Origin of the sequence: Serratia sp. SSNIH1 (genome assembly GCF_002935055.1) — a bacterium.
GTDB lineage: Bacteria > Pseudomonadota > Gammaproteobacteria > Enterobacterales > Enterobacteriaceae > Serratia > Serratia nevei.
The window spans coordinates 3,368,339-3,388,514 of record NZ_CP026383.1; the positions used below are offsets into that span (position 1 = coordinate 3,368,339).

24 protein-coding genes and 1 pseudogene are annotated in these 20,176 nt (G+C 54.0%); 10 read left to right on the forward strand and 15 right to left on the reverse strand.

From position 1 onward, the window contains the following. Positions 1 to 179 precede the first annotated feature (179 nt). Positions 180 to 476: a hypothetical protein gene (locus C3F38_RS26265; RefSeq protein ID WP_139108027.1), complete on the forward strand. Its 297-nt coding sequence runs from the start codon at positions 180 to 182 to the stop codon at positions 474 to 476. Positions 477 to 516: 40 nt separating this feature from the next. Here C3F38_RS26265 and C3F38_RS16225 read toward each other — a convergent pair whose 3' ends face one another. The 9 genes and pseudogenes from C3F38_RS16225 to C3F38_RS16265 all read right to left on the reverse strand — a co-directional run bounded on the left by C3F38_RS16225 (position 517) and on the right by C3F38_RS16265 (position 6,085). Continuing rightward, entirely contained in the window at positions 517 to 1,341 is an 825-nt protein-coding gene (locus C3F38_RS16225; protein WP_055316745.1) for a hypothetical protein, read from the reverse strand. Next, positions 1,328 to 1,561, reverse strand: coding sequence for a hypothetical protein (locus tag C3F38_RS16230; protein ID WP_055316747.1), 234 nt, complete (start codon positions 1,559 to 1,561; stop codon positions 1,328 to 1,330). The genes C3F38_RS16225 and C3F38_RS16230 overlap by 14 nt, the downstream gene beginning before the upstream one ends. Further along, positions 1,558 to 1,782: pseudogene (locus C3F38_RS16235) on the reverse strand (phage tail protein); the annotation flags it as partial. The gene C3F38_RS16230 and the pseudogene C3F38_RS16235, both read right to left, overlap by 4 nt. Before the next feature lie 57 nt (positions 1,783 to 1,839). Next, positions 1,840 to 2,436: a DUF1367 family protein gene (locus C3F38_RS16240; RefSeq protein WP_055316751.1), complete on the reverse strand. Its 597-nt coding sequence runs from the start codon at positions 2,434 to 2,436 to the stop codon at positions 1,840 to 1,842. 69 nt (positions 2,437 to 2,505) lie between these two features. Further along, entirely contained in the window at positions 2,506 to 2,697 is a 192-nt protein-coding gene (locus C3F38_RS16245; protein WP_071934061.1) for a hypothetical protein, read from the reverse strand. 128 nt (positions 2,698 to 2,825) lie between these two features. Continuing rightward, positions 2,826 to 3,362, reverse strand: a complete 537-nt coding sequence (locus C3F38_RS16250) for a hypothetical protein (protein ID WP_055316754.1) — start codon at positions 3,360 to 3,362, stop codon at positions 2,826 to 2,828. Next, positions 3,359 to 4,642, reverse strand: coding sequence for an ATP/GTP-binding protein (locus tag C3F38_RS16255; protein ID WP_055316755.1), 1,284 nt, complete (start codon positions 4,640 to 4,642; stop codon positions 3,359 to 3,361). The genes C3F38_RS16250 and C3F38_RS16255 overlap by 4 nt, the downstream gene beginning before the upstream one ends. Before the next feature lie 46 nt (positions 4,643 to 4,688). After that, positions 4,689 to 5,195, reverse strand: a complete 507-nt coding sequence (locus C3F38_RS16260; RefSeq protein ID WP_233211724.1) for a hypothetical protein — start codon at positions 5,193 to 5,195, stop codon at positions 4,689 to 4,691. Between the two features lie 44 nt (positions 5,196 to 5,239). Beyond that, positions 5,240 to 6,085 (reverse strand): DnaB helicase C-terminal domain-containing protein, encoded by an 846-nt coding sequence (locus C3F38_RS16265; RefSeq protein ID WP_233211725.1) that lies wholly within the window; start codon positions 6,083 to 6,085, stop codon positions 5,240 to 5,242. A gap of 431 nt (positions 6,086 to 6,516) precedes the next feature. Between C3F38_RS16265 and C3F38_RS16275 the strand changes: the two genes are divergently transcribed. The 3 genes from C3F38_RS16275 to C3F38_RS16285 all read left to right on the forward strand — a co-directional run bounded on the left by C3F38_RS16275 (position 6,517) and on the right by C3F38_RS16285 (position 9,454). Next, positions 6,517 to 6,783: an excisionase gene (locus C3F38_RS16275; RefSeq protein WP_071934062.1), complete on the forward strand. Its 267-nt coding sequence runs from the start codon at positions 6,517 to 6,519 to the stop codon at positions 6,781 to 6,783. Beyond that, complete coding sequence (locus C3F38_RS16280; protein ID WP_055316761.1) at positions 6,725 to 7,780, forward strand: tyrosine-type recombinase/integrase; 1,056 nt, start codon at positions 6,725 to 6,727, stop codon at positions 7,778 to 7,780. Before C3F38_RS16275 ends, C3F38_RS16280 begins: the two co-directional genes overlap by 59 nt. A gap of 138 nt (positions 7,781 to 7,918) precedes the next feature. Then, complete coding sequence (locus C3F38_RS16285) at positions 7,919 to 9,454, forward strand: SpoVR family protein (RefSeq protein WP_047730537.1); 1,536 nt, start codon at positions 7,919 to 7,921, stop codon at positions 9,452 to 9,454. A 57-nt stretch (positions 9,455 to 9,511) separates the two neighbouring features. On the opposite strand, the gene fadR is transcribed toward C3F38_RS16285, so the two are convergent. Then, positions 9,512 to 10,231, reverse strand: coding sequence for a fatty acid metabolism transcriptional regulator FadR (gene fadR, locus C3F38_RS16290; protein ID WP_025303107.1), 720 nt, complete (start codon positions 10,229 to 10,231; stop codon positions 9,512 to 9,514). A 243-nt stretch (positions 10,232 to 10,474) separates the two neighbouring features. On the opposite strand from fadR, the gene nhaB reads away from it, so the two are divergent. The 3 genes from nhaB (at position 10,475) to C3F38_RS16305 (ending at position 14,131) form a co-directional block, all read left to right on the forward strand. After that, positions 10,475 to 12,040, forward strand: coding sequence for a sodium/proton antiporter NhaB (gene nhaB / locus C3F38_RS16295; RefSeq protein WP_047730536.1), 1,566 nt, complete (start codon positions 10,475 to 10,477; stop codon positions 12,038 to 12,040). A 120-nt stretch (positions 12,041 to 12,160) separates the two neighbouring features. Next, positions 12,161 to 12,691 carry a disulfide bond formation protein DsbB gene (dsbB, locus tag C3F38_RS16300; protein ID WP_033643335.1) on the forward strand — a complete coding sequence of 177 codons (531 nt, stop codon included), beginning with the start codon at positions 12,161 to 12,163 and terminating at the stop codon, positions 12,689 to 12,691. An 837-nt stretch (positions 12,692 to 13,528) separates the two neighbouring features. Further along, on the forward strand, positions 13,529 to 14,131 hold the full coding sequence (locus tag C3F38_RS16305) for an aspartyl/asparaginyl beta-hydroxylase domain-containing protein (RefSeq protein ID WP_233211726.1): 603 nt from the start codon (positions 13,529 to 13,531) through the stop codon (positions 14,129 to 14,131). Between the two features lie 104 nt (positions 14,132 to 14,235). On the opposite strand, the gene C3F38_RS16310 is transcribed toward C3F38_RS16305, so the two are convergent. The 4 genes from C3F38_RS16310 to C3F38_RS16325 all read right to left on the reverse strand — a co-directional run bounded on the left by C3F38_RS16310 (position 14,236) and on the right by C3F38_RS16325 (position 16,842). Beyond that, the gene (locus C3F38_RS16310; protein WP_025159803.1) at positions 14,236 to 14,682 is read right to left on the reverse strand and encodes a YcgN family cysteine cluster protein; all 447 of its coding nucleotides are present in this window, start codon (positions 14,680 to 14,682) and stop codon (positions 14,236 to 14,238) included. Positions 14,683 to 14,803: 121 nt separating this feature from the next. Next, a complete protein-coding gene (locus C3F38_RS16315) occupies positions 14,804 to 15,460 on the reverse strand; it encodes a fumarylacetoacetate hydrolase family protein (protein WP_004932286.1) in 657 nt (218 codons plus the stop codon). 58 nt (positions 15,461 to 15,518) lie between these two features. After that, a complete protein-coding gene (locus C3F38_RS16320) occupies positions 15,519 to 16,541 on the reverse strand; it encodes a lytic transglycosylase domain-containing protein (RefSeq protein ID WP_055316763.1) in 1,023 nt (340 codons plus the stop codon). Positions 16,542 to 16,569: 28 nt separating this feature from the next. Beyond that, positions 16,570 to 16,842 (reverse strand): YcgL domain-containing protein, encoded by a 273-nt coding sequence (locus C3F38_RS16325; protein WP_004932294.1) that lies wholly within the window; start codon positions 16,840 to 16,842, stop codon positions 16,570 to 16,572. A 136-nt stretch (positions 16,843 to 16,978) separates the two neighbouring features. On the opposite strand from C3F38_RS16325, the gene minC reads away from it, so the two are divergent. The 3 genes from minC to minE are packed head-to-tail and all read left to right on the forward strand — an operon-like array spanning position 16,979 to position 18,785. Further along, positions 16,979 to 17,674, forward strand: a complete 696-nt coding sequence (gene minC / locus C3F38_RS16330; RefSeq protein WP_038877161.1) for a septum site-determining protein MinC — start codon at positions 16,979 to 16,981, stop codon at positions 17,672 to 17,674. A 25-nt stretch (positions 17,675 to 17,699) separates the two neighbouring features. Then, on the forward strand, positions 17,700 to 18,512 hold the full coding sequence (gene minD / locus C3F38_RS16335; RefSeq protein ID WP_016927452.1) for a septum site-determining protein MinD: 813 nt from the start codon (positions 17,700 to 17,702) through the stop codon (positions 18,510 to 18,512). 3 nt (positions 18,513 to 18,515) lie between these two features. After that, complete coding sequence (gene minE, locus C3F38_RS16340; RefSeq protein WP_004932303.1) at positions 18,516 to 18,785, forward strand: cell division topological specificity factor MinE; 270 nt, start codon at positions 18,516 to 18,518, stop codon at positions 18,783 to 18,785. 237 nt (positions 18,786 to 19,022) lie between these two features. Here minE and rnd read toward each other — a convergent pair whose 3' ends face one another. After that, positions 19,023 to 20,144 (reverse strand): ribonuclease D, encoded by a 1,122-nt coding sequence (rnd, locus tag C3F38_RS16345; protein ID WP_038877158.1) that lies wholly within the window; start codon positions 20,142 to 20,144, stop codon positions 19,023 to 19,025. Positions 20,145 to 20,176 lie beyond the last annotated feature (32 nt).

A 20,176-nucleotide genomic window follows, 5' to 3' on the forward strand; every position in this document is an offset into this window, starting at 1 on the left:
GAGCGTAGGCACCAGTGTTCGAGGTTTTGCGCAGGACGGTACCGGCCCTGAATACACCAGGCGAGTGGCGCGTACGCCTGGCGGGAGATATCAGTTATCCGGCTACCACGCCGGGCTGTTGGGGTGATAATGTGTGAGGTGTGCGGTCGGAATCCCGACCAAATCAATAGGGGTTAGTTGTGAGCAAAAAAGAACCGGTCCTGTGCTATACAAGTGGCCTTTACGATAAGCTATCTGGTATAGGTGACACATGGATAATTGAAAAAGATATCCCTCCAGGGAAAACCTTGTCTGGCGAGGAGTGGTATTATCCAGTAATAGTTGACAGTGAAGATTGTTTAATATGCACCTACCTAGGTAAATATCATAAAGAGTGGTACTTCCATGAGGAGAAGGAAAAACTAGAAAATACATCTGGGAAAAGAACTAAAGTTACTGAAGAATACTTATTTGAAAAAACAGTAATAGGTTTATAAGAAAGGCCGGATAAATCCGGCCAATAGATTCTTACCATTATCACGCAACGGCCTGCTCACCATAGGTTTTTTGGTAGAACGCGCGAACTTGGGCAGTAACTCGTTCATAGTCAGCATGCTTAGGATTGGTGTATGCCTCGGACTTCATCAGGTCTCGGATGATCTGCTGCTCTTCGAGATTGATTTGGCCATTGCCTACTGGGGTATCCTCGCCCATCTCCACACCGATTTTCGCCAGCATGCGGATCACCATCGGGTTGTTACCGATCTCGTCCATCTTGCCTTGATCGGCGGGGTCAGCCAGCGACATAAACGCGCGGTGCGCAAGCCCGATATTTTTCTGGAATTCCGCATCGGTTTTCCACGTTCCGCGCAGCTCGGTAGCCGCCGCCTCTTGATCCAGCTCTGCAGCACCACCCACCAGCGCCGGGGCGCGGTTCATGTACTTGCCGAGAATAAAGCCCATCTGATCGTTGGTGATGCCCTTGGCGTGCGCAGCCTTGAGGAATCCTTGCATCTCAGGGTCGGCCTTGAACTCATCCCACTTGAAGCCCTCAACGTCTACGGTAGGAGCATACTCGTCTACGGTTTTCGGTACCGCGCTGGTACCGCGCTGTTTTTCCAGGTGCGTGTAGGACTCGGCCAGCTTGCGTGCGGATCCTTCGATATTGAGTTTCCCGTCCTCGCCCATGACGCGGAATTTTTCAGGCACCCAATCATCGCCGCCTGGTTGATTCTGCGCGCCAGTGCTCAGCAAGGAAGTGCTGCCGACATCGCCGGTGCCTGGGTTGCCGCCGTCACCAGCGCCGCCACCTTCCCCACCTTCGCCCACTGCGTTCATGAATAAGTGTTTAAGCTTCCACATCGTCGTTTACTCCGTCTGCTCTGTTAAGTTGCAGCAAAATGAAATCGAGCACGGATCGTTGTCCGGCCCGGTAACAGGTTTCTCGGTCAGCCTCATGGCCGCCCTTCACATAAATTGCTTTCCCGAAACGCGCGGTCAGTTCGTCGAGAATCTCCGGGCCGCCGCGCATTTCGTTAAACAGGGTTTTGTAATCCTGCGGGCCTATCAGTTTCCTTGTCATTGCGACCCCGCCAATCGTTGGCCGATTGCCTCACCGGCGCTTTGTCCCGCCGCGCCTGCCGCCTGCTGGCCGGCCTGCATCAGCAATACCTGTTGCTGTTGTTGCTGCTGAGCCTTAGCACGCTGGTCGCGCAGCGTGGACACGTCCGCCGACGAGCGCATAACCTTGGCCGGTACACCCAGCGCCTCGCCGACAACGCGGCTTGCTTCGTCGCTGTCCATGTTGTCGATAATGTCCGGATAACCATTGTTTTTCGTCTTCGGTCGCCATGGTTCCCCCTATGCCGTGTAGTTGAGCAGTTGGGAGGCGGCGTTTTCTGCAGCCTGCTGATTGGGGAACGAGCGGAACAGAATGAAATTCCAGAGCACGTCGATAGTGGCTTTGTAGAGCTGGGCGAACTCGATATCGTCCATTTTGGCGAACGATACGCTACGGGGTTCTTTGCGCTCGCTGCCATCCGGCATCTGGTATGCGGTGTAGTGGCCGGATTGGATCGCTACCCAGGCGCGGAATACCTCGAACGATTTTGCGGCGCTGATATTTCCGGCGCGCTTTTCTGCCACATCCTGCAGACATTCGTCGGCGGCTGCCTGCAGCGTGCTTTCGTTCCCGGCGTAATACGCGAGGAATTTCACATAACCGGTAATCAGCTCTTTGTCGGTCGGCGATATGGTGCCGCCGGTCGGTTCCCAATACTGGAAGCCGAGATTCAGCAAAGAGAAATATTTGCGGTGAAATGCCGGGTTGCGAGCCTGGCTAAAATCGGCATACAGGACGGCGCCGATCTTCACTTTGGTTTTCAGGAATTCGATCTCGTCCGGAGTGGCCGGCACTAACAAATTTCCTGCGGATTTTACAAACGAATACTGCGCCATGGGCTTTCTCCGGTGGCGCAGCAGTTGCTCAGAATTAGAACGGGCTGGGTGTTCAGTCCAACCCGTTAATTATAGTGCATTTCCATCAGGTCTTACAATTGAATAACCTGCGGATTTTGCCAAAAAAATCAACACATTTAGTGATGCTATATGCTCATTATCTTCAACAATCCGAGCAGCTATTATAGATCCATTCTTACATGTGACAACTACCTTACCATTGTAGGGCAGGGCACCAATAAAACCTTCAGTATCAATCAATTAACCCCCTATTTATTTTATGCAACACTAACAGTAAAAACCGCCAATGAAGTTTTATAAAGGGTTATATTTTGTACTAGAAACAAAACAAATTATTACGCTTCGGTAAATTACTCGAATGCGATGTTTTACCCTCTAATACATATACTTACAAGCTTAGCAATAACTTCTCTAGCGCAATGCTTTTCATCCGCTATAATACTCTCACAGACTTCCCTTGTTATGTGATCATTATACCAGGATTCAGTGACAACAAGCTGCAACCCAAATGTCTTTTGCATTTCCTGTTTTGCTTGCTCTGCATCATTAATTTGTTTTGGAAATCCTTTAATTTTTAAAAGCATTCCTTCCAAACAAACTGGGACAGATTGAATAATCTCAATATCACGCCTCTTCGCTACTTTTAAAACCTCCTCAGTTAGTGGAATATCTGAGTCAATAAACAAGTATTTCTCATCAAAATCTCCTTGGAAATTTATTGCACGATTAAGAGCACCTTTAGGTCCGCCACCGCCTGCTTCATCAATCTGAACTTTCAAATTTCCTTTTCGATCTAAGAAAATTGATTTTATTTTTTCCATCAACTTTTTATCAGAGATTCCTTCACATATAACGAGCCTAGTGAAGTTGTTTACAACCCTTTGTTTTTTAATCGGCTTACTCATAAATCTGGCACTCCACCGAATACCCCCGCCAAATATTTAGCGGCCAGATTATCATCTACCCTTGCTTGAGATGAAGAGAAATCATCCAATCTAAAGCATTCGCTTTCATTGTATTTCTTTTCACAAATAATTATTCTATTTTTACCAAGATAATTAATTAACTCTGGCTTGTGGCAAGTAAATACTAATTGTGCGCCTAATGGATTACTTTCTCTATCACTAAATAATTCAAGTATAGGCTTAATCATATGAGGATGAAGGTCATCGCCTAGCTCATCTATAAAGCAATGTGCACCTGTATCCAAAGACAGTAATATATCATACAATCTTACATATGCACTTTTAGTCCCTGCAGACTCAAAAACAAATGGCAGATTGAAAGATTTCCCATCCTTTAATTTATGAACCCCGTAAGTATGATATCTAACCTGTTCTTCATCGGACTCATCTTTATTAATCTCTTCTTCAATAAGAATGTCATCCAACCCCAAATCCCATTTTTTGAGGATTCTCTTAACTCTAATAAAAACATCATTTTCTTTACTAAAGTATTTAGATGCTTTCTCAATATCTTGATATCCGTGCGACTTTCTTCCACTGAAAACAACATTCGTATTGCAGGCCATAAACATTGCCATATCAGCCGCAAGCTCATCACCTAATCTTCGAGCTGAAGAAATCACGCTAGTGTTACATGGCGTACGTTCACCTTCTAGTATCCCTAATGTAAACAAATTGTTTTTTTCTTTATAGCTATAGCGAATTTTTTTCAAGCAGTCTCCCAGTCCTTTAGAAGATGTTTCTTTAGCTAATTTTAACAGTTCCTCTCCAATTTCGTAAAAGTTATCGAGTATTGCCTCTCGTTTAAAAATATATGTGTACTGATTTCTCAGGTTTTTTGTATAGAGCGTTTCCTTTAAGATGAAGAATTTGCATGCAACTAACTCATACTTATATGTTTTGTTTTTATAAATAAATTCCACATTAATATGAACGAAGTCGCTTACCCCTCTATTAGCGCTCAAATACATATCATCTGTTATTTTTTCTGGAATCTTCCAAAACAGCCAAGCCAAAAATGGAATTGGTTTAAGTAATGTAGTTTTACCCGAACCATTCGCTCCCATAATAGCTGTGATTAAGTTTACTTTATGCTCACCCACTTCTTTGAATAACTCTTTGTGAGTATCTCTACTATGCGTTGTGAGATCAACTAGCCCCCCTTCGGAACCAAAGCTTCCGAAATTTTTAACCTCATACCATAAAAGTGCATTTTCCATGTTTACCTCTTACATACATTTTTTTGTTCATAATACCGATACACTACTAAAGTTCCAAAGATTTAACCAGGGGTATTTGAGATGAAGGTTGATGACATTGGCTGTACACAAACATCAACTGCCCCTCCATGCATGCCCTCGATTCGGCCGCCAAACGGCGCATGACGTCTTGTTCACGTGGAGGCAACCCACTTGCCACGCTTTTCTGTATTTCGCAGCGTACGGCCGTTAGAGGCTTCAGGATGTGCAGCACCCGAGCGAGGGGCATGCGGAGCATCAGCGCGATGCATTCGGGGGAGCGCCCCAGGCGCTGCAACTCGTAGATACCGGTCATCACTCGGCGGCCGTAGCTGATACGGTCACCGATTTTGACGATTGGGCCGGATTCAGCTGCCGGGCGGGCGACGCGCTGGGGTTTCGGAGGTGGGCAATACGGCGCGCGGGAACGGGCTCGGGCCGCCTGGTTGATTCTGTCCATGATGGCCGGCAGGTGATCGCAGCCGTCATCCATCACAAACCGCTTATCGCGGATCATTTCGTTGATAATGCTCATGGTCTTTCCTCGTTTTGATCGTTCAAGCGCTGGTCAGGCGCCGGTTAAAAACTCTTTGTCGCTTCGTTCTTGTCGGCGTAACGCCGCTCTCTCGCTTGCCCGGTTTGCGCCCGGCGCGCGGCCTCCTCGTCGGTTATGTCTCGGATATATCCGTTTTCCAAAAGCGCATACGCGGTGCCAGTGGCGCCCTCGCGGTTCAGGCGCAAAATCACTTCCATCAGCTGCGGGTCTGCACCTTTGTTGTATACGGCGTCGCGGTACAGGCCGATCCACACGTCGCAATCCTGCTCGATCTGGCCAGTGTCCTTACTGTCGCTCGGCACCGGGCGCTTGTCGGCACGGTCTTCGAGTTTGCGGTTCAGTTGGGTCAGCAGCAGCACCGGGCAATCCAATTCTTTGGCCAGATTTTTCAGGCCGGTGGTGATATCGCCATACGCAATATCGCGGCGCTCGGCTTCCTCGGCTTTCATCAGGGTCAGGTAGTCGATCGCCACCAGCCCCACCGTGCCGCGCTGGCGCTTAACTTTGCGGCACTCCGCCACGATGTGCGCCAGCGTTACGCCCGGCGTGCTGTCGATCATCAGATTCGACTCGGCCAGCTCGGTGGCCTTGGCCATGGCGCGCGCCATATCGCTGTCGTCGTGGGCGCCAACGTAGAAAATCTCCGATTTCACGCAGGCTTCCTGCGCAACCATTCGCTCGATGATCACTTCCCCCGCAGCGCGCAGGCCGCCGCGTTTGCCGGTTCTCGCATGGTCGGATACGGCGGTGATCATCTGCTGCACGCTGGCCAGCTTGTTCGCCGCGTCCATGCCGTTGTTGGCGCCCACCAGCTCAACGCAGGCGTAAAGTTTCTCCAGCGCATAGCGGAGAACAGCTTTCTCTCGCACTGCATGCGCATAGCTGACCATCGCCGGGACGCTGGTATTCCTGCCGGTTTTCCAGCAGCGCGCCGCGCAGGTTGAGCAAGTTATCGCTGAGCAATCGGCAGAGGATGGCGACAACCTCGGTATTTGGAACCGCGTTTGTAAAACCGACGCCAAGTTTACCAAGGCATTCAGCAATAACGGCGGCGGCACATCGATCAACGGCACCTACATGGTGATGCAGGCCACCAAAGTATTCGGGCCTCAGGGCATTAACTGGGGCGTAGAAATCATCGAGGAGCGTTTCGACAATGGCGCCTCAATCCTACGCCCGGTAGGCAGCAGGACGGGAGCACCATTCAAGAGATCATCCCGAACGGTGCCGGCGGGTATCACCCGGGCGTGTCGTGTGACCGACGACGCAATCGCTCAATTGCTGAAACCGAGGAAAGACCATGTCCAACAAATTGACCCTGGGGGAGTGGAATAAGCTGCTCCCGCGTCTGCGCAGCCATGAAACCGTTCGCCGCTGGATCCGCGCCGGGAAAATCTACCCGGCCCCGGGACTGGATGGCCGGGAATACCTTTTTGATGAACGGGCGGTAAAAATTGACCTTAAGACACAACGCCCGCCAATGAATACGCTACTGACGAGAATTAAGAATGGCCCGGAATCGAAACCACGCGCGGCGCGACCTGCCACCAAACCTATACGCCCGTAACGGTGGATATTATTGCTATCGCGATCCAAGAACCGGTAAAGAATATGGCCTTGGCCGCGTAAAGCGTGATGCGATAAACCAGGCTATTGAGGCCAATCTGCAGTTGATGGATTCAGCGGTAAGACTGGTTGATCGGATAAATGGAAAATCATGCATTACCTTTCATGCCTGGCTTTTGAGATACGACGAAATCGTGGCTAGCCGTGGCCTGAAGGCGAAAACCCTTGAAGATTATCGCAACAGAATTAAGGCCATAGAGCGAGGCTTTGCCGACATAGAGATCGACGCGATCACCACAAAGGACATTGCCGATTTCGTCAACGAATACGTTAAGCAGGGCAAGAATATGCGTGCTAAATCATTGCGCGCATCTCTCGTTGATATTTTCAAAGAGGCGATCGCCGACGGGCACACTCAAACAAACCCCGTTGATGCTACGCGCAACCCTAAAGCAGAGGTTCAGCGTGAACGGCTTACTCTTGACGATTATCTACGAATCCGCGATGCCGCAAATTCCCAGGCTGAATGGGTTGGGTTAAGCATGGATTTGGCATTGGTTACCGGTCAGCGAGTAAGCGATATCAGCAGCCTAAAATGGTCTGATATTCATGATGGTCGCGTTTGGATCACACAGCAGAAAACGAACGCGAGACTGGCCATTCCCGTTGATCTCGAGCTGGTTTCCGCCGGATTAAAACTTGATGCAGTGCTATCCCGGTGCAAGGTCGCTTTTGGTGAATGCGAAACCGTTCTGGCCAGCCACTTACGGAGCGCCCTTTCTCCAAGCACGATCTCGATGGGGTTTACCAAAGCACGCAAAGACTCCGGCCTTTCATGGACTAGGCCGCCCTCTTTCCATGAGTTGCGGAGCCTTTCCGCAAGACTATACTCGAAGGAAAAGGAGGGTGATTTTGCCCAGCGATTACTGGGGCATAAGACGGCGGAAATGACGGCAAAATATCAGGATGATCGCGGAAATAATTGGGTTAATGTCTAATGGATTGTGACTGAATAGTGGCTGATTATGACCTGTGGTTTTTATTTTACTGATTTTCAACGGTTAATTATGACTTGAACTATGCTTGTTACAGGGCCTGCCGTTTGAGCAAGACCCGTGAATAATGAGGGTGCGCTGATGACTACTTCAACACATGAAAAGGTTAAGGATGATAAACGTCTGAGCGATGGACCGGACTGGACGTTCGAGCTGCTGCAGGTGTATTTGGAGCAGATCGACCGCGTCGCCAAGCATTACCGGCTCGGCACCTACCCCCATCAGATCGAGGTGATCACCTCCGAACAGATGATGGACGCTTATTCGAGCGTCGGCATGCCGATCAACTATACCCATTGGTCCTTCGGCAAGAAGTTCATCGAAACCGAACAGCGCTACAAACAGGGGCAGCAAGGGCTGGCCTATGAAATCGTCATCAACTCCAATCCCTGCATCGCCTACCTGATGGAAGAGAACACCATCACCATGCAGGCGCTGGTGATGGCGCACGCCTGCTATGGCCATAACTCGTTCTTCAAGAATAACTATCTGTTCCGCAGCTGGACCGACGCCAGTTCCATCGTCGATTACCTGCTGTTCGCCCGCCACTACATCAGCCAGTGCGAAGAACGCTACGGCGTCGATGAAGTGGAGCGGTTGCTGGACTCCTGCCACGCGCTGATGAACTACGGCGTCGACAGGTACAAACGCCCGCAGAAAATCTCCCTGGTAGAAGAGAAAGCGCGCCAGAAAAGCCGCGAAGAGTATCTGCAAAGCCAGGTGAACACGCTGTGGAAGACCCTGCCGCGCGTCGAACGCGAAGAATCGCCGGAGCAGGCGCGCCGGTATCCGAGCGAACCGCAGGAAAATATCCTCTATTTCATCGAGAAGAATGCGCCGCTGTTGGAACCCTGGCAGCGTGAGGTGCTGCGCATCGTGCGCAAGGTCAGCCAGTATTTTTACCCGCAAAAGCAGACTCAGGTGATGAACGAGGGCTGGGCCACTTTCTGGCACTACACCATCCTCAACCATCTGTACGACGAGGGTCGGGTGACCGAGCGGTTTATGCTGGAGTTTTTGCACAGCCACACCAACGTGGTGTATCAGCCGCCGTATAACAGCCCGTACTATAACGGCATCAACCCGTATGCGCTGGGCTTCGCCATGTTCCAGGACATCAAGCGCATCTGCCAGTCGCCAACCGAAGAAGACCGCTACTGGTTCCCGGACATCGCCGGCAAAGACTGGCTGGACACCTTGCACTTCGCCATGCGCGACTTCAAGGACGAGAGCTTTATCAGCCAGTTCCTGTCGCCCAAAGTGATGCGCGATTTCCGGTTGTTCACCGTGCTGGACGACGATCGCAACAACTATCTGGAGATTGCCGCGATCCATAACGAAGCCGGTTACCGGGCGATCCGCCAGGAGCTGTCGGCGCAATACAACCTGAGCAACCATGAGCCGAACATTCAGATCTGGAACGTGGACCTGCGCGGCGACCGCTCGCTGACGTTGCGCTACATCCCGCAGGAACGCGCACCGCTGGATAAGAGCCGCCGCGACGTGTTGAAGCACCTGCATCGCCTGTGGGGCTTCGACGTGATCCTCGAGCAGCAAAACGAAGATGGCAGCGTGGAGTTGCTCGATCGTTGCCCGCCGCGGCCGACGCCGCTGTAACCGCCACAACGACAAAGGGCGCCGCAGGGCGCCCTTTCTGATTTCATGAATACGCGATTAGCGACGCGCTTCAGTCAGATCGCTCGGCATGGTGCCCTGCATGCTCTGCCAAATCGCCCCGCTGTCTTTACCGTAGTTGCGCACGGTATCCATCACCTGGTCGTACAGCTTCTCATGGCACAGCGTGGACAGCTTGCTGTAGAAGGTCAGCGCCAGCTTGCGCGCTTCCGGGTTGGAGAAGTAGTAACGGCCCACGCGGGTGTACAGCCCTTTCAGGCCGTTGAAAATCAGGCCGTAGATCGGGTTGCCGGAAGCAAACGCCAGGCCGCGGAAGATCTCATAATCGAGCAGATTGAAAGCGTCCGCCTGATCTTCTACCTCGGCGGCCTTCGCCAGCACTTCCTGGGCCTGTTCCGGATGATTGCGCACCGCGGCGCGAATAAAGATCGACGCGATATTGGTGCGCACCGACAGCAGGTTGTCGATCAGCTGCGGGACGCTCTTGTGATCGAGACGGGCCACGGTCTCAAGGATATTGAGGCCGGACGTTTCCCAGAAATTGTTCACTTTGGTCGGTTTGCCATGCTGAATGGTCAACCAGCCATCGCGGGCCAGACGTTGCAACACTTCACGTAACGTGGTGCGCGTGACGCCAATCAACTCCGAAAGCTCACGCTCCGCGGGCAAAATAGAGCCAGGGGGGAAGCGATTATTCCAAATACTCTCAATAATGTACTCTTCCGCGAAACCGGCAGGACTCTGCGCCTTTATGACCATGTGTTTGACGTTCCGTTGCGACGATAAAATCAGTAAAAGTAATCAGCTCATCATACCAGATCGTGCTGACATGACATAGCGTGAGCGAAAAACAATAAACGAAAGTGTGCATAAAGTGGCAAAAAACGCGCAAAAACACCGGCCGTCAGAAATTTGCCGCCGTAAAACAAGCTCCGGTTGCGCCCGCCCCCGCCGCATTGTTAGGGTACGTGCTACGACTGATTTAAGGATGCATAAAGGACAATGGAAACAACCCTGCGCAGCGCCCTGCTCAAAAACTTTCTGGGGCAATCTCCCGACTGGTACAAACTGACTATTCTCATTTTCTTGGCGATCAACCCCTTGGTGTTCTTCTTCGCCAGCCCGTTTGTCGCGGGTTGGCTGCTGGTGGTCGAGTTCATCTTTACCCTGGCGATGGCGTTGAAATGCTACCCGCTGCTGCCGGGCGGCCTGCTGGCGCTGGAGGCGGTGGCCATCGGCATGACCAGCCCGGCGCAGGTCTCGCAGGAAATCGAACATAACCTGGAAGTCTTGCTTCTGCTGGTCTTTATGGTGGCCGGCATCTACTTTATGAAGCAGCTGCTACTGTTCGTCTTCACCAAGCTGCTGCTCAACATCCGTTCGAAAACGCTGCTGTCGCTGGCGTTCTGCCTGGCCGCCGCCTTCCTTTCCGCCTTCCTCGACGCGCTGACGGTCGTGGCGGTAGTGATTAGCGTGGCCACCGGCTTTTATTCCATCTATCACAACGTGACGTCGAATCGCCCCGATGGCGACATCGGCGATGACAGCGATTTCACCGGTGAAGAACGCAAGCAGACGCTGGAACAATTCCGCGCCTTTCTGCGCAGCCTGCTGATGCACGCCGGCGTCGGCACCGCGCTCGGCGGGGTCATGACCATGGTAGGCGAGCCGCAAAACCTGATCATCGCCAAAAGCGCGGGCTGGGGCTTTATCGATTTCTTCCTGCGGATGGCGCCGGTCACGCTGCCGGTGTTGGTGTGCGGTCTGCTGGTCTGTTGGCTGGTAGAGCGTTTTCGCCTGTTTGGCTATGGCGCGCAGTTGCCGGCGGCGGTGCGCGACGTGCTGAAAGAGTATGATCGCAAAGCCACCGCCGGCCGCAGCAGGCAAGAACGCCTCAAGCTGGTGATGCAGGCGCTGATCGGCGTTTGGCTGGTGCTGGCGCTGGCCTTCCATCTGGCGGAAGTTGGGCTGATCGGCCTGTCGGTGATCATCCTCGCCACTTCCCTGTGCGGCGTAAACGACGAACACGCCATCGGCAAAGCGTTCCAGGAAGCGTTGCCGTTCACCGCCCTGCTGACGGTGTTTTTCACCGTGGTCGCGGTGATCATCGAGCAGCACCTGTTCAGCCCGGTGATCCAGTTTGTGCTGCGCGCCGACCCCGCCTCTCAGCTTTCGCTGTTCTACCTGTTCAACGGTCTGCTGTCGTCGGTTTCCGACAACGTGTTCGTCGGCACGGTCTACATTAACGAGGCGCGCACGGCGCTGGAGACCGGCACCATCGCGCTGAAGCAGTTTGAGCTGCTGGCGGTTGCCATCAATACCGGCACCAACCTGCCTTCGGTTGCCACCCCTAACGGCCAGGCCGCTTTCCTGTTCCTGCTGACGTCGGCATTGGCGCCGCTGGTGCGTCTGTCGTATGGCCGCATGGTGTGGATGGCCCTGCCTTATACGGTGGTTCTGACGGTGGTCGGTCTGCTGTGCGTCCAGTTCACTCTGGAGCCGGCGACCGAGCTGCTGACGCAGTGGCATTGGCTGGCGCTGCCGCCCATCGACGCCGTCGGCCACTAAGGCGGCGCCGGCAGGGTGAACCGACTATTTTTACGCTGAATCCGGCCCAGGTGGCTGGCAGCGAGAAGGAATTGGTTTACACTGCCGGTTCAATTGCTTACTGCATGGAAGAATCTAGATATGTTGCAATTCTTTAACCGCTGTTCACAAGGACGCGGCGCCTGGCTGCTGATGGCCCTGACAGCGTTGGTGTTGGAACTGGTCGCGCTCTATTTCCAGCACGTTATGCTGCTGCAGCCCTGCGTCATGTGCATTTACGAGCGTTGCGCGCTGTTCGGCATCCTCGGCGCCTCGCTGGTGGGTGCCATCGCGCCGAAAACCCCACTGCGCTATGTGGCGATCTTGCTGTGGATCTACAGCGCCTGGGAAGGCGTACAGCTGGCGTGGAAGCACACCATGATCCAGTTGCACCCTTCGCCGTTCAATACCTGCGATTTCTTCGTCAGCTTCCCTTCGTGGCTGCCGCTGGACAAATGGCTGCCGGCGGTGTTCCACGCTTCCGGCGACTGCTCCGTGCGCCAATGGCAGTTCCTGACGCTGGAAATGCCACAGTGGCTGGTCGGCATCTTCGGCGCCTATCTGCTGGTGGCGCTGATTGTGCTGATCGCACAATTTGTTCGCCCACGTCGCCGCGACCTGTTCGGCCGCTGATCGGCAGACAAACAAAAAACGGCGCCGAAAGGCGCCGTTTTTTTAGGGTATTGCGGTCAAATTCAGAGATAACCCCATTTCAGGTATGCGTAAGGAAATAAACGAGCACAATCAGCGCTCCAGCCACGGCAAACAGACGGATCATTTTCATTGTTATACTCTCGAACATGCGGGAGAGCGGCCAAATTACCCAACTTATCGTTTAAAAAGAAGCATTCCGGCTCGGTTAAGCGCGTAATTTACATAACATTAAACTTCTGCGATGTTGGCGGGCAACAACGGGCGGCAGCAGCGCTTTCCTTTCCGCCTTAGAGCAGCAATAAATTACCGTTACTTATGAACCACTGCGTCTTTGTCACATTCAGAGCACAATATTTTGGTGAAGTTTGCCCATAAAATCCTTATAGTATCGGCAAAGTGAGTATTACCGATTTCCCTGGTGTTGTTGTGTGTCTTGCCCCTCATCTTTGCAGGGGCTTTTTTCCTTCCTCCCTCATCTGATTGGCGAATATTCCCCTTTATCCCAAGCCCCGCTCACCGTTCGCGCACTAATGATTAAAATCATTCGCGATGCTTTCCTTATGCTGAATGACGTTGTGATTTTCACCCTTTCTTTCGGTGAGCCAGGCCCTGTCTCTGCCTGACTGCATAACGTCAATGACACCAAGGACACGATTCTATGCCGGATACCGCATTGACCCCTGCATCTCAGCGCCCCCTCCTGCGCCGCCTGCTGCTTAAGCCGGGAAAAGATTCCTGCGCTGGAACGGCCAGTTTCAGACCCGTCATTCGCTAATCTCGACTACGCCGCAGATCGGTAATCATGAATTTAACTGGGTGGCAACGCTGGAAGCCCATTGGCCGGCAATTCGGGCGGAGTTGGATCGGCTGCTGGAGCATCCGGAAGATATTCCCGCGTTCCACCAAATATCTCCGGATCAGAAACGCATCTCTAAAGGGGATAACTGGAAAACCTTCGGGCTGTTCGTCTACGGGCAGCGGGTTGATGAGAACTGCGCCATTTGCCCGCACACCGCACAGGCGGTCAGCGAGATCCCCGGCATGCGCACCGCGATGTTTTCGATCCTTAAACCGCACTATCACATCGTGCCCCACAAGGGCCCGACCCGTGCCGTGGTGCGTGCGCACCTGGGGTTGATCGTGCCAAAGGATCGGGAAAAGCTGTGGATCCGCGTTGACGATCAGATCCTGCACTGGGATGAGGGCAAGGTGATTCTGTTTGATGATTCCTACGAGCACGAGGTCCGCAACGACACCGACGAGCTGCGTGCGGTGCTGTTTATCGATATCGACCGGCCGATGGACAAGGTGGGTACGGCGGTGAATAAACTGCTGTTCAGCCTGATCAAAGCCAGCCCGTATGTGAAGCAGCCGCTGAAAAATCTGGCTAACTGGCATCGCCGCGATAAAAAAGCGTGAAGTGGCGGTTATGCCATAACCCCCACGCCCGACGGTAGCGCGCTAGATAGCGCAGAGGACGGAATGTCTGAATACGCCGCCCTCTTGCTGCCCAAGGGGTGACGTTACCTGGCCCAGTCCGGCTTGTTGAGGATATGATCCTGCCAGTCCACGACTTCGCTCTCGCGCACCGCGATATGCCGCACCGTGATGCGCTCGCCGTGCATCGCCGCCTTGGAGCCACTCAGCAGCGGATGCCAAGGGAACAGCGGTTTGCCTTCACCGATCAGGCGATAGGCGCAGGTCGGCGGCAACCAATCGAAGGTCGTGAGGTTCTCGCGCGTCAGTTTGATGCAGTCCTCTTCCAGCTCGAAGCGCCGCTCATAGTTACGGCATTGGCAGGATTTGATGTTGAGCTGGTTGCAGGCTACGTTGGTAAAATAAATCTCGTCGGTATCTTCGTCGATCAGCTTATTCAAACAGCATTGCCCGCACCCGTCGCACAGCGATTCCCACTCTTGTTCTGACATTTCCGCCAGCGTTTTCTGTTGCCAAAAAGCGAGTTGTGACATGTTAGCGTCCGGTTTCGGTAAATGGATAAGTCACCTGCGCACAGGTTCGAGGGGGGACTATATAGACATTTTAACCACAAGATGCAAGCTTTGCCGCCGACGGCGCCGGCGGCAAGAGAGATCAGATCACGCGGGTGCTGAGCGTTTTGCCGTTCAGGCTGATTTTAAGCATGTCGCCGGAGGCCATCGGGCCCACGCCCTGCGGCGTGCCGGTCAGGATGATGTCGCCGGCGCGCAGCGTGAAGAAACGGCTCATGTAGCTGATAAGCGGCAGGATCGGCGTGATCATGTCACGCGTATTGCCCTGCTGGCGCAGTTGATCGTTAACGGTCAGCGACAGCTCGGCATTTTGCGGATCGCCGAATTCCGCCACCGGGATAAACCCCGACATCGGGCAGGAACCGTCGAAGGCCTTGGCCTTTTCCCAAGGCTGACCGGCTTTTTTAAAGCCCGCCTGCAGATCGCGCAGCGTCAGATCGAGCGCCACACCGTAGCCGGCGATCGCCCGCGCAACGCGGTCTTCGTTGGCCTGTTTCAACGGCGTGCCGATCAGTACCGCCAGCTCCACCTCATGATGCACCGCACCGAACTCTTTCGGGATGGCCACCGGCTGGCGAATATCGCACAGCGCCGTTTCCGGTTTGATAAACACTACCGGCTCGACGGAAACCGCGCTGCCCATTTCCTTGATGTGATCGGCGTAGTTGCTGCCGACGCAGACCACCTTGTTCACCGGGAAATCGAGCAGCGAACCCTGCCAGTCTCTATGTTGATACATACCGCTTCTCCCAAACTGTAGAGGCTTGGCGCGCCAAGCCGATTATTGGTGGGCCGGATCAATGCCCGATCGCGTCCGCCATCATACCCACGGCGAGGGCGAAATAGTAAGAGCGATTCCAGTGCATGAGGGTGCGAAAATTATCATAGACCAGGAACGTCCGCCCCTGCAGGTCATCCGGCGCGATGATCCAACCGCGCTGAACGGCATGCGGCAACGCACTGCCATCCGCACGACGCACCCCGCGTTGTTGCCAGGCATTGACGCTGCGCGCCTGCGCGTCTTTCAACCCCAGCTCGGCCCGATTGAAACCGGCGGGCAATTTGACCTCACGCCCCCAGCCGATACCGGCCTGCCAGCCCTCTTTGGACAAATAACGGGCCGTAGACGCGAAGACATCATCAATGTTGTTCCAGATATCGATGCGCCCGTCACCGTCGCCGTCCGCCGCGTAGCGCAAGAAGGAGCTTGGCATAAACTGGCATTGCCCCATTGCGCCTGCCCAGGAGCCTTTCAGCGGCGTATCGCCGACATGCCCCTGCTCGACTATCTGCAACGCCGCCATCAGCTCCTGGCTGAAAAAGGCCTCGCGGCGCCCTTCAAACGCCAGCGTCGCCAGCGCAGACACCACGTCTTCCCGCCCCTGAATCTTACCGTAGGCGCTTTCCATGCCCCACAGCGCGATGATATAGCGCCCCGGCACCTGATAGCGCTCGCTGGCGCGCGTCCATTGTGCCTGGCGCTGCCGGTACAGTTCGCGCCCCTGGCGTACCTTGGCGGGCGACATCACACGCCGCAGGTAGTCATCCAGGGTGACCTTCTGCTCCGGCTGATTGCGATCGGCCTTGATCACCCGATCGACGAAATGTATTTGCGCAAAAGCACGGTCAAGGGTGCTCTGGCTGATGCCCTGCTCCCGCGCCTGGCGCTTGAGTTGCTCGACATACGCCGGGAACTGCGCCGGATCCCGGCCGCTCGCCGCCAGCGTCGCCTCCTGTGCCGCCTGCGGCGCGCCCGGTATCAGCACACCGCCCAGCGCCAGCCAGGCGGCCAATACGGTTCTTCTCGCCGAACGTGTCATCGCGCCTCCCCTGGCCATAGCCGCCGTCTCAGGCTTTGTCGCCCGCCAGATGCTGATTGAGCAGGTTTTCTACCGGCGGCGGGAACTGCAGGTAATAGCCTTCGTCTTTCAACGCCTGCTTCACCTTTTCGATATCCGCCGAGGCCAATTTCTTGCGCTCATCGAGCGAAAGCATCATGGCGAATTGCGGCACACCGAAACTTTTCATCAGCTCTTCCGGCACACGAGAGAAATCGTCTTTTTTTTCGACATAAAGATAAGTTTGATCGCGTTTCGGGCTTCTATAGATCACACAAAGCATTTTTTTAACTCTATTTAATTGAGGGAGCGTCTTGCCTGGATATAACTCTGACTATAACATGCTTATAGTACATCGGAATATCGCACCCCGAGTGGTATTCCGGGGATTTAAAGTTGCTGAGACTGAGTCAGGATAGATGTCACAATCGCCAATTGAGCTAAAAGGCAGCAGTTTTACCCTATCGGTTGTTCATTTGCATAATTCGCAGCCTGAGGTAATACGTCAGGCGTTACAGGAGAAAGTTGAGCAAGCGCCCGCTTTTCTGAAAAACGCCCCTGTTGTTATCAATGTCGCAACGCTGGATGGCGATGCGAACTGGAAAGAACTTCAACAGGCTGTCGCGGCAGCAGGTCTGCGCGTTGTGGGTATCAGCGGTTGCAGAGATGAGCGTCAAAAGCGCGCGATAGCCCGTGCCGGGCTGCCGCTGCTGAGCGAAGGCAAAGGCCAAAAGATGGCGGCGCCGGAGCCTGCGCCTGCGCCCGTGGTGGCGGATAACGCCCCCGCCAAAACGCGTATCATCAGCACGCCTGTCCGTTCCGGCCAACAGATTTACGCCCGCAACTGCGATCTTATCGTGACCAACAGCGTCAGCGCCGGCGCCGAATTGATTGCCGACGGCAACATTCATGTCTACGGCATGATGCGCGGTCGCGCACTGGCAGGCGCGTCAGGCGACACGCAATGTCAGATTTTTTGCACCCACCTGGCGGCTGAGCTAGTCTCTATCGCAGGGCAGTACTGGTTGAGCGACCAAATCCCGTCCGATTACGTCGGGCAGGCCGTACGACTCAGCCTGTTGGATAACGCTTTAACCATACAACCTTTAAACTAAGCCCTTTTGACAAGGAATCCATTTCATGGCACGCATTATTGTTGTTACATCGGGTAAAGGGGGCGTTGGCAAGACCACTTCGAGCGCGGCCATCGCTACCGGCCTGGCCCAGAAAGGCAAGAAAACCGTCGTGATCGATTTCGATATCGGCCTGCGTAATCTTGACCTGATCATGGGCTGCGAACGTCGGGTAGTGTATGATTTCGTGAACGTGATTCAGGGCGATGCCACGCTGAATCAGGCGTTGATCAAAGACAAACGCACTGAAAACCTCTATATCCTGCCTGCTTCGCAGACGCGCGACAAAGACGCGTTGACCCGCGAAGGCGTTGAAAAAATTCTCAACGATCTCGGCGAGATGGATTTTGACTTCGTGGTGTGCGATTCACCGGCCGGTATCGAAACCGGTGCGCTGATGGCGCTGTACTTCGCCGACGAAGCTATCATCACCACCAACCCGGAAGTGTCTTCGGTACGCGACTCCGACCGTATCCTGGGCATCCTCTCTTCCAAGTCACGCCGCGCCGAGAAAGGCGAATCGCCAATCAAGGAACACCTGCTGTTGACCCGTTACAACCCGGGCCGCGTCAGCCGTGGCGACATGCTGAGCATGGAAGACGTGCTGGAAATCCTGCGCATTCCACTGGTGGGTGTGATTCCGGAAGACCAGTCCGTGCTGCGCGCTTCCAACCAGGGTGAGCCTGTCATTCTGGATGCCGAGTCAGACGCCGGTAAGGCGTACGACGATACCGTTTGCCGCTTGTTGGGGGAAGAACGCCCATTCCGCTTCATTGAAGAAGAGAAGAAGGGTTTCCTGAAACGCCTTTTTGGGGGATAAACCATGGCCTTATTAGACTTCTTTCTGTCCCGCAAAAAACAGACAGCCAATATAGCCAAGGAACGGCTGCAGATTATCGTCGCAGAGCGTCGTCGCGGGGACAGTGAGCCCCCGTATCTGCCTGATCTGAAACGCGATATTCTGGCGGTTATTTGCAAATACATTCAGATCGATCCTGAAATGCTGCACGTGCAATTCGAGCAGAAAGGGGACGATATTTCGGTACTTGAACTTAACGTGACATTACCGGAATCGGAAGAAGCTGCTAAATGATTGCGACGCATTAATTACCCCCTGTATATTTTGTGCAGGGGGTAACTGTATGTGCATCCAGTTATTAAGCTTTATCGGCAGCAAAAAAGCGATTTTTCCCTTTGGGACAATTCCCAATTAACTTTGCCGCCGCCTCGTTTAAAGTAAATTCTGGCCAGATTTACCTTCAACGCATTATTTCCTGCCTATATTCACCCGAGCAGAGTTTCCCTACCCTGCCCTGGTGATAATCAGCGTTTAATAATCTTTCAGGATGTCCTGCAGCGGTGCCATTAATAGATCGCCGCGCCAGCCGCTGATTAATTCAGGGCGACTTTCGCCGTCCTTCAGTTTCCAATGCCAGTTCAGCAATTGGTTAATTTGGCGACGGGATGCCAGCAATTCGCTGCTCAACCCGCTTTGCTCGCTGACGGCAGCAATCGCCGCCTTGATGTCTTTGAACACCTTCTTGTAGCCCGGCTGATCGATAAGGTTAGCCAACGGCGCCGGCAACTCGGATTCTTCCAGCGCTTCGGCTTCCGCCACCAGCGCCAGCAGCGTTTTACCGTGATAACGGATCTCCGGCCCGCTCAGGCCCAGCGAATCCAGTTCTCCCAGCGAAGACGGCATATAGCGCGCCACCTGCCACAGGTTTTCCTCACGCACCACGAAGTTCACCGCCAGATCGCGCTCGCGCGCCTGGCGCAGCCGCCATTCCGCCAACTTCTGCAGACAACCGAGCTGACGCGGGCGCAGCTGCCAGGCGTTGCTGATTTCACGGTAGGCCAATGCCGGCGCCAGCGTCTCGCTACGGCGCTGGCACAGCAGCAGACACTCGTTATTGGCCGCCGCGGTCCAACCGGCCTCTTCCGTCTCCTGCACCAGCTGTTTGGCCATCGGCAGCAGATAGAACACGTCGGCAGCCGCGTACACACACTGCCTTTCGGTCAGCGGACGCGCCAGCCAGTCGGTGCGCGACTCGCTCTTGTCGAGCTCAACCTTCATGTACTCCGCCACCAGCGTCGCGAAGCCACAGGAGAGCGGCCGGCCGGTAAAGGCCGCCAGGATCTGGGTATCGACCATCGGCGTCGGCAGCGTTTTAAAGGCGTTGAGAAACACTTCGAGATCTTCACTGCCGGCATGCAGGAACTTCACCACGGCGGTGTCGGCCAGCAGGTCGACAAACGGCTGCCATTGCTTGATCGGCAGAGGATCTATGAGGGAGAGTTGTTCACCGTCGTAGAGCTGGATCAGGCCCAGCTGCGGATAGTAGGTGCGCGTTCTGACAAACTCGGTGTCCAGCGCAATCTGGGCATGCTTTCTCGCCTGCTCGCAGACCTGCTGCAATCCGGCATCGGTAGTGATCAACTGATAATTCAAAACATCATTCTCTTGTAGGATTCAAACACAAC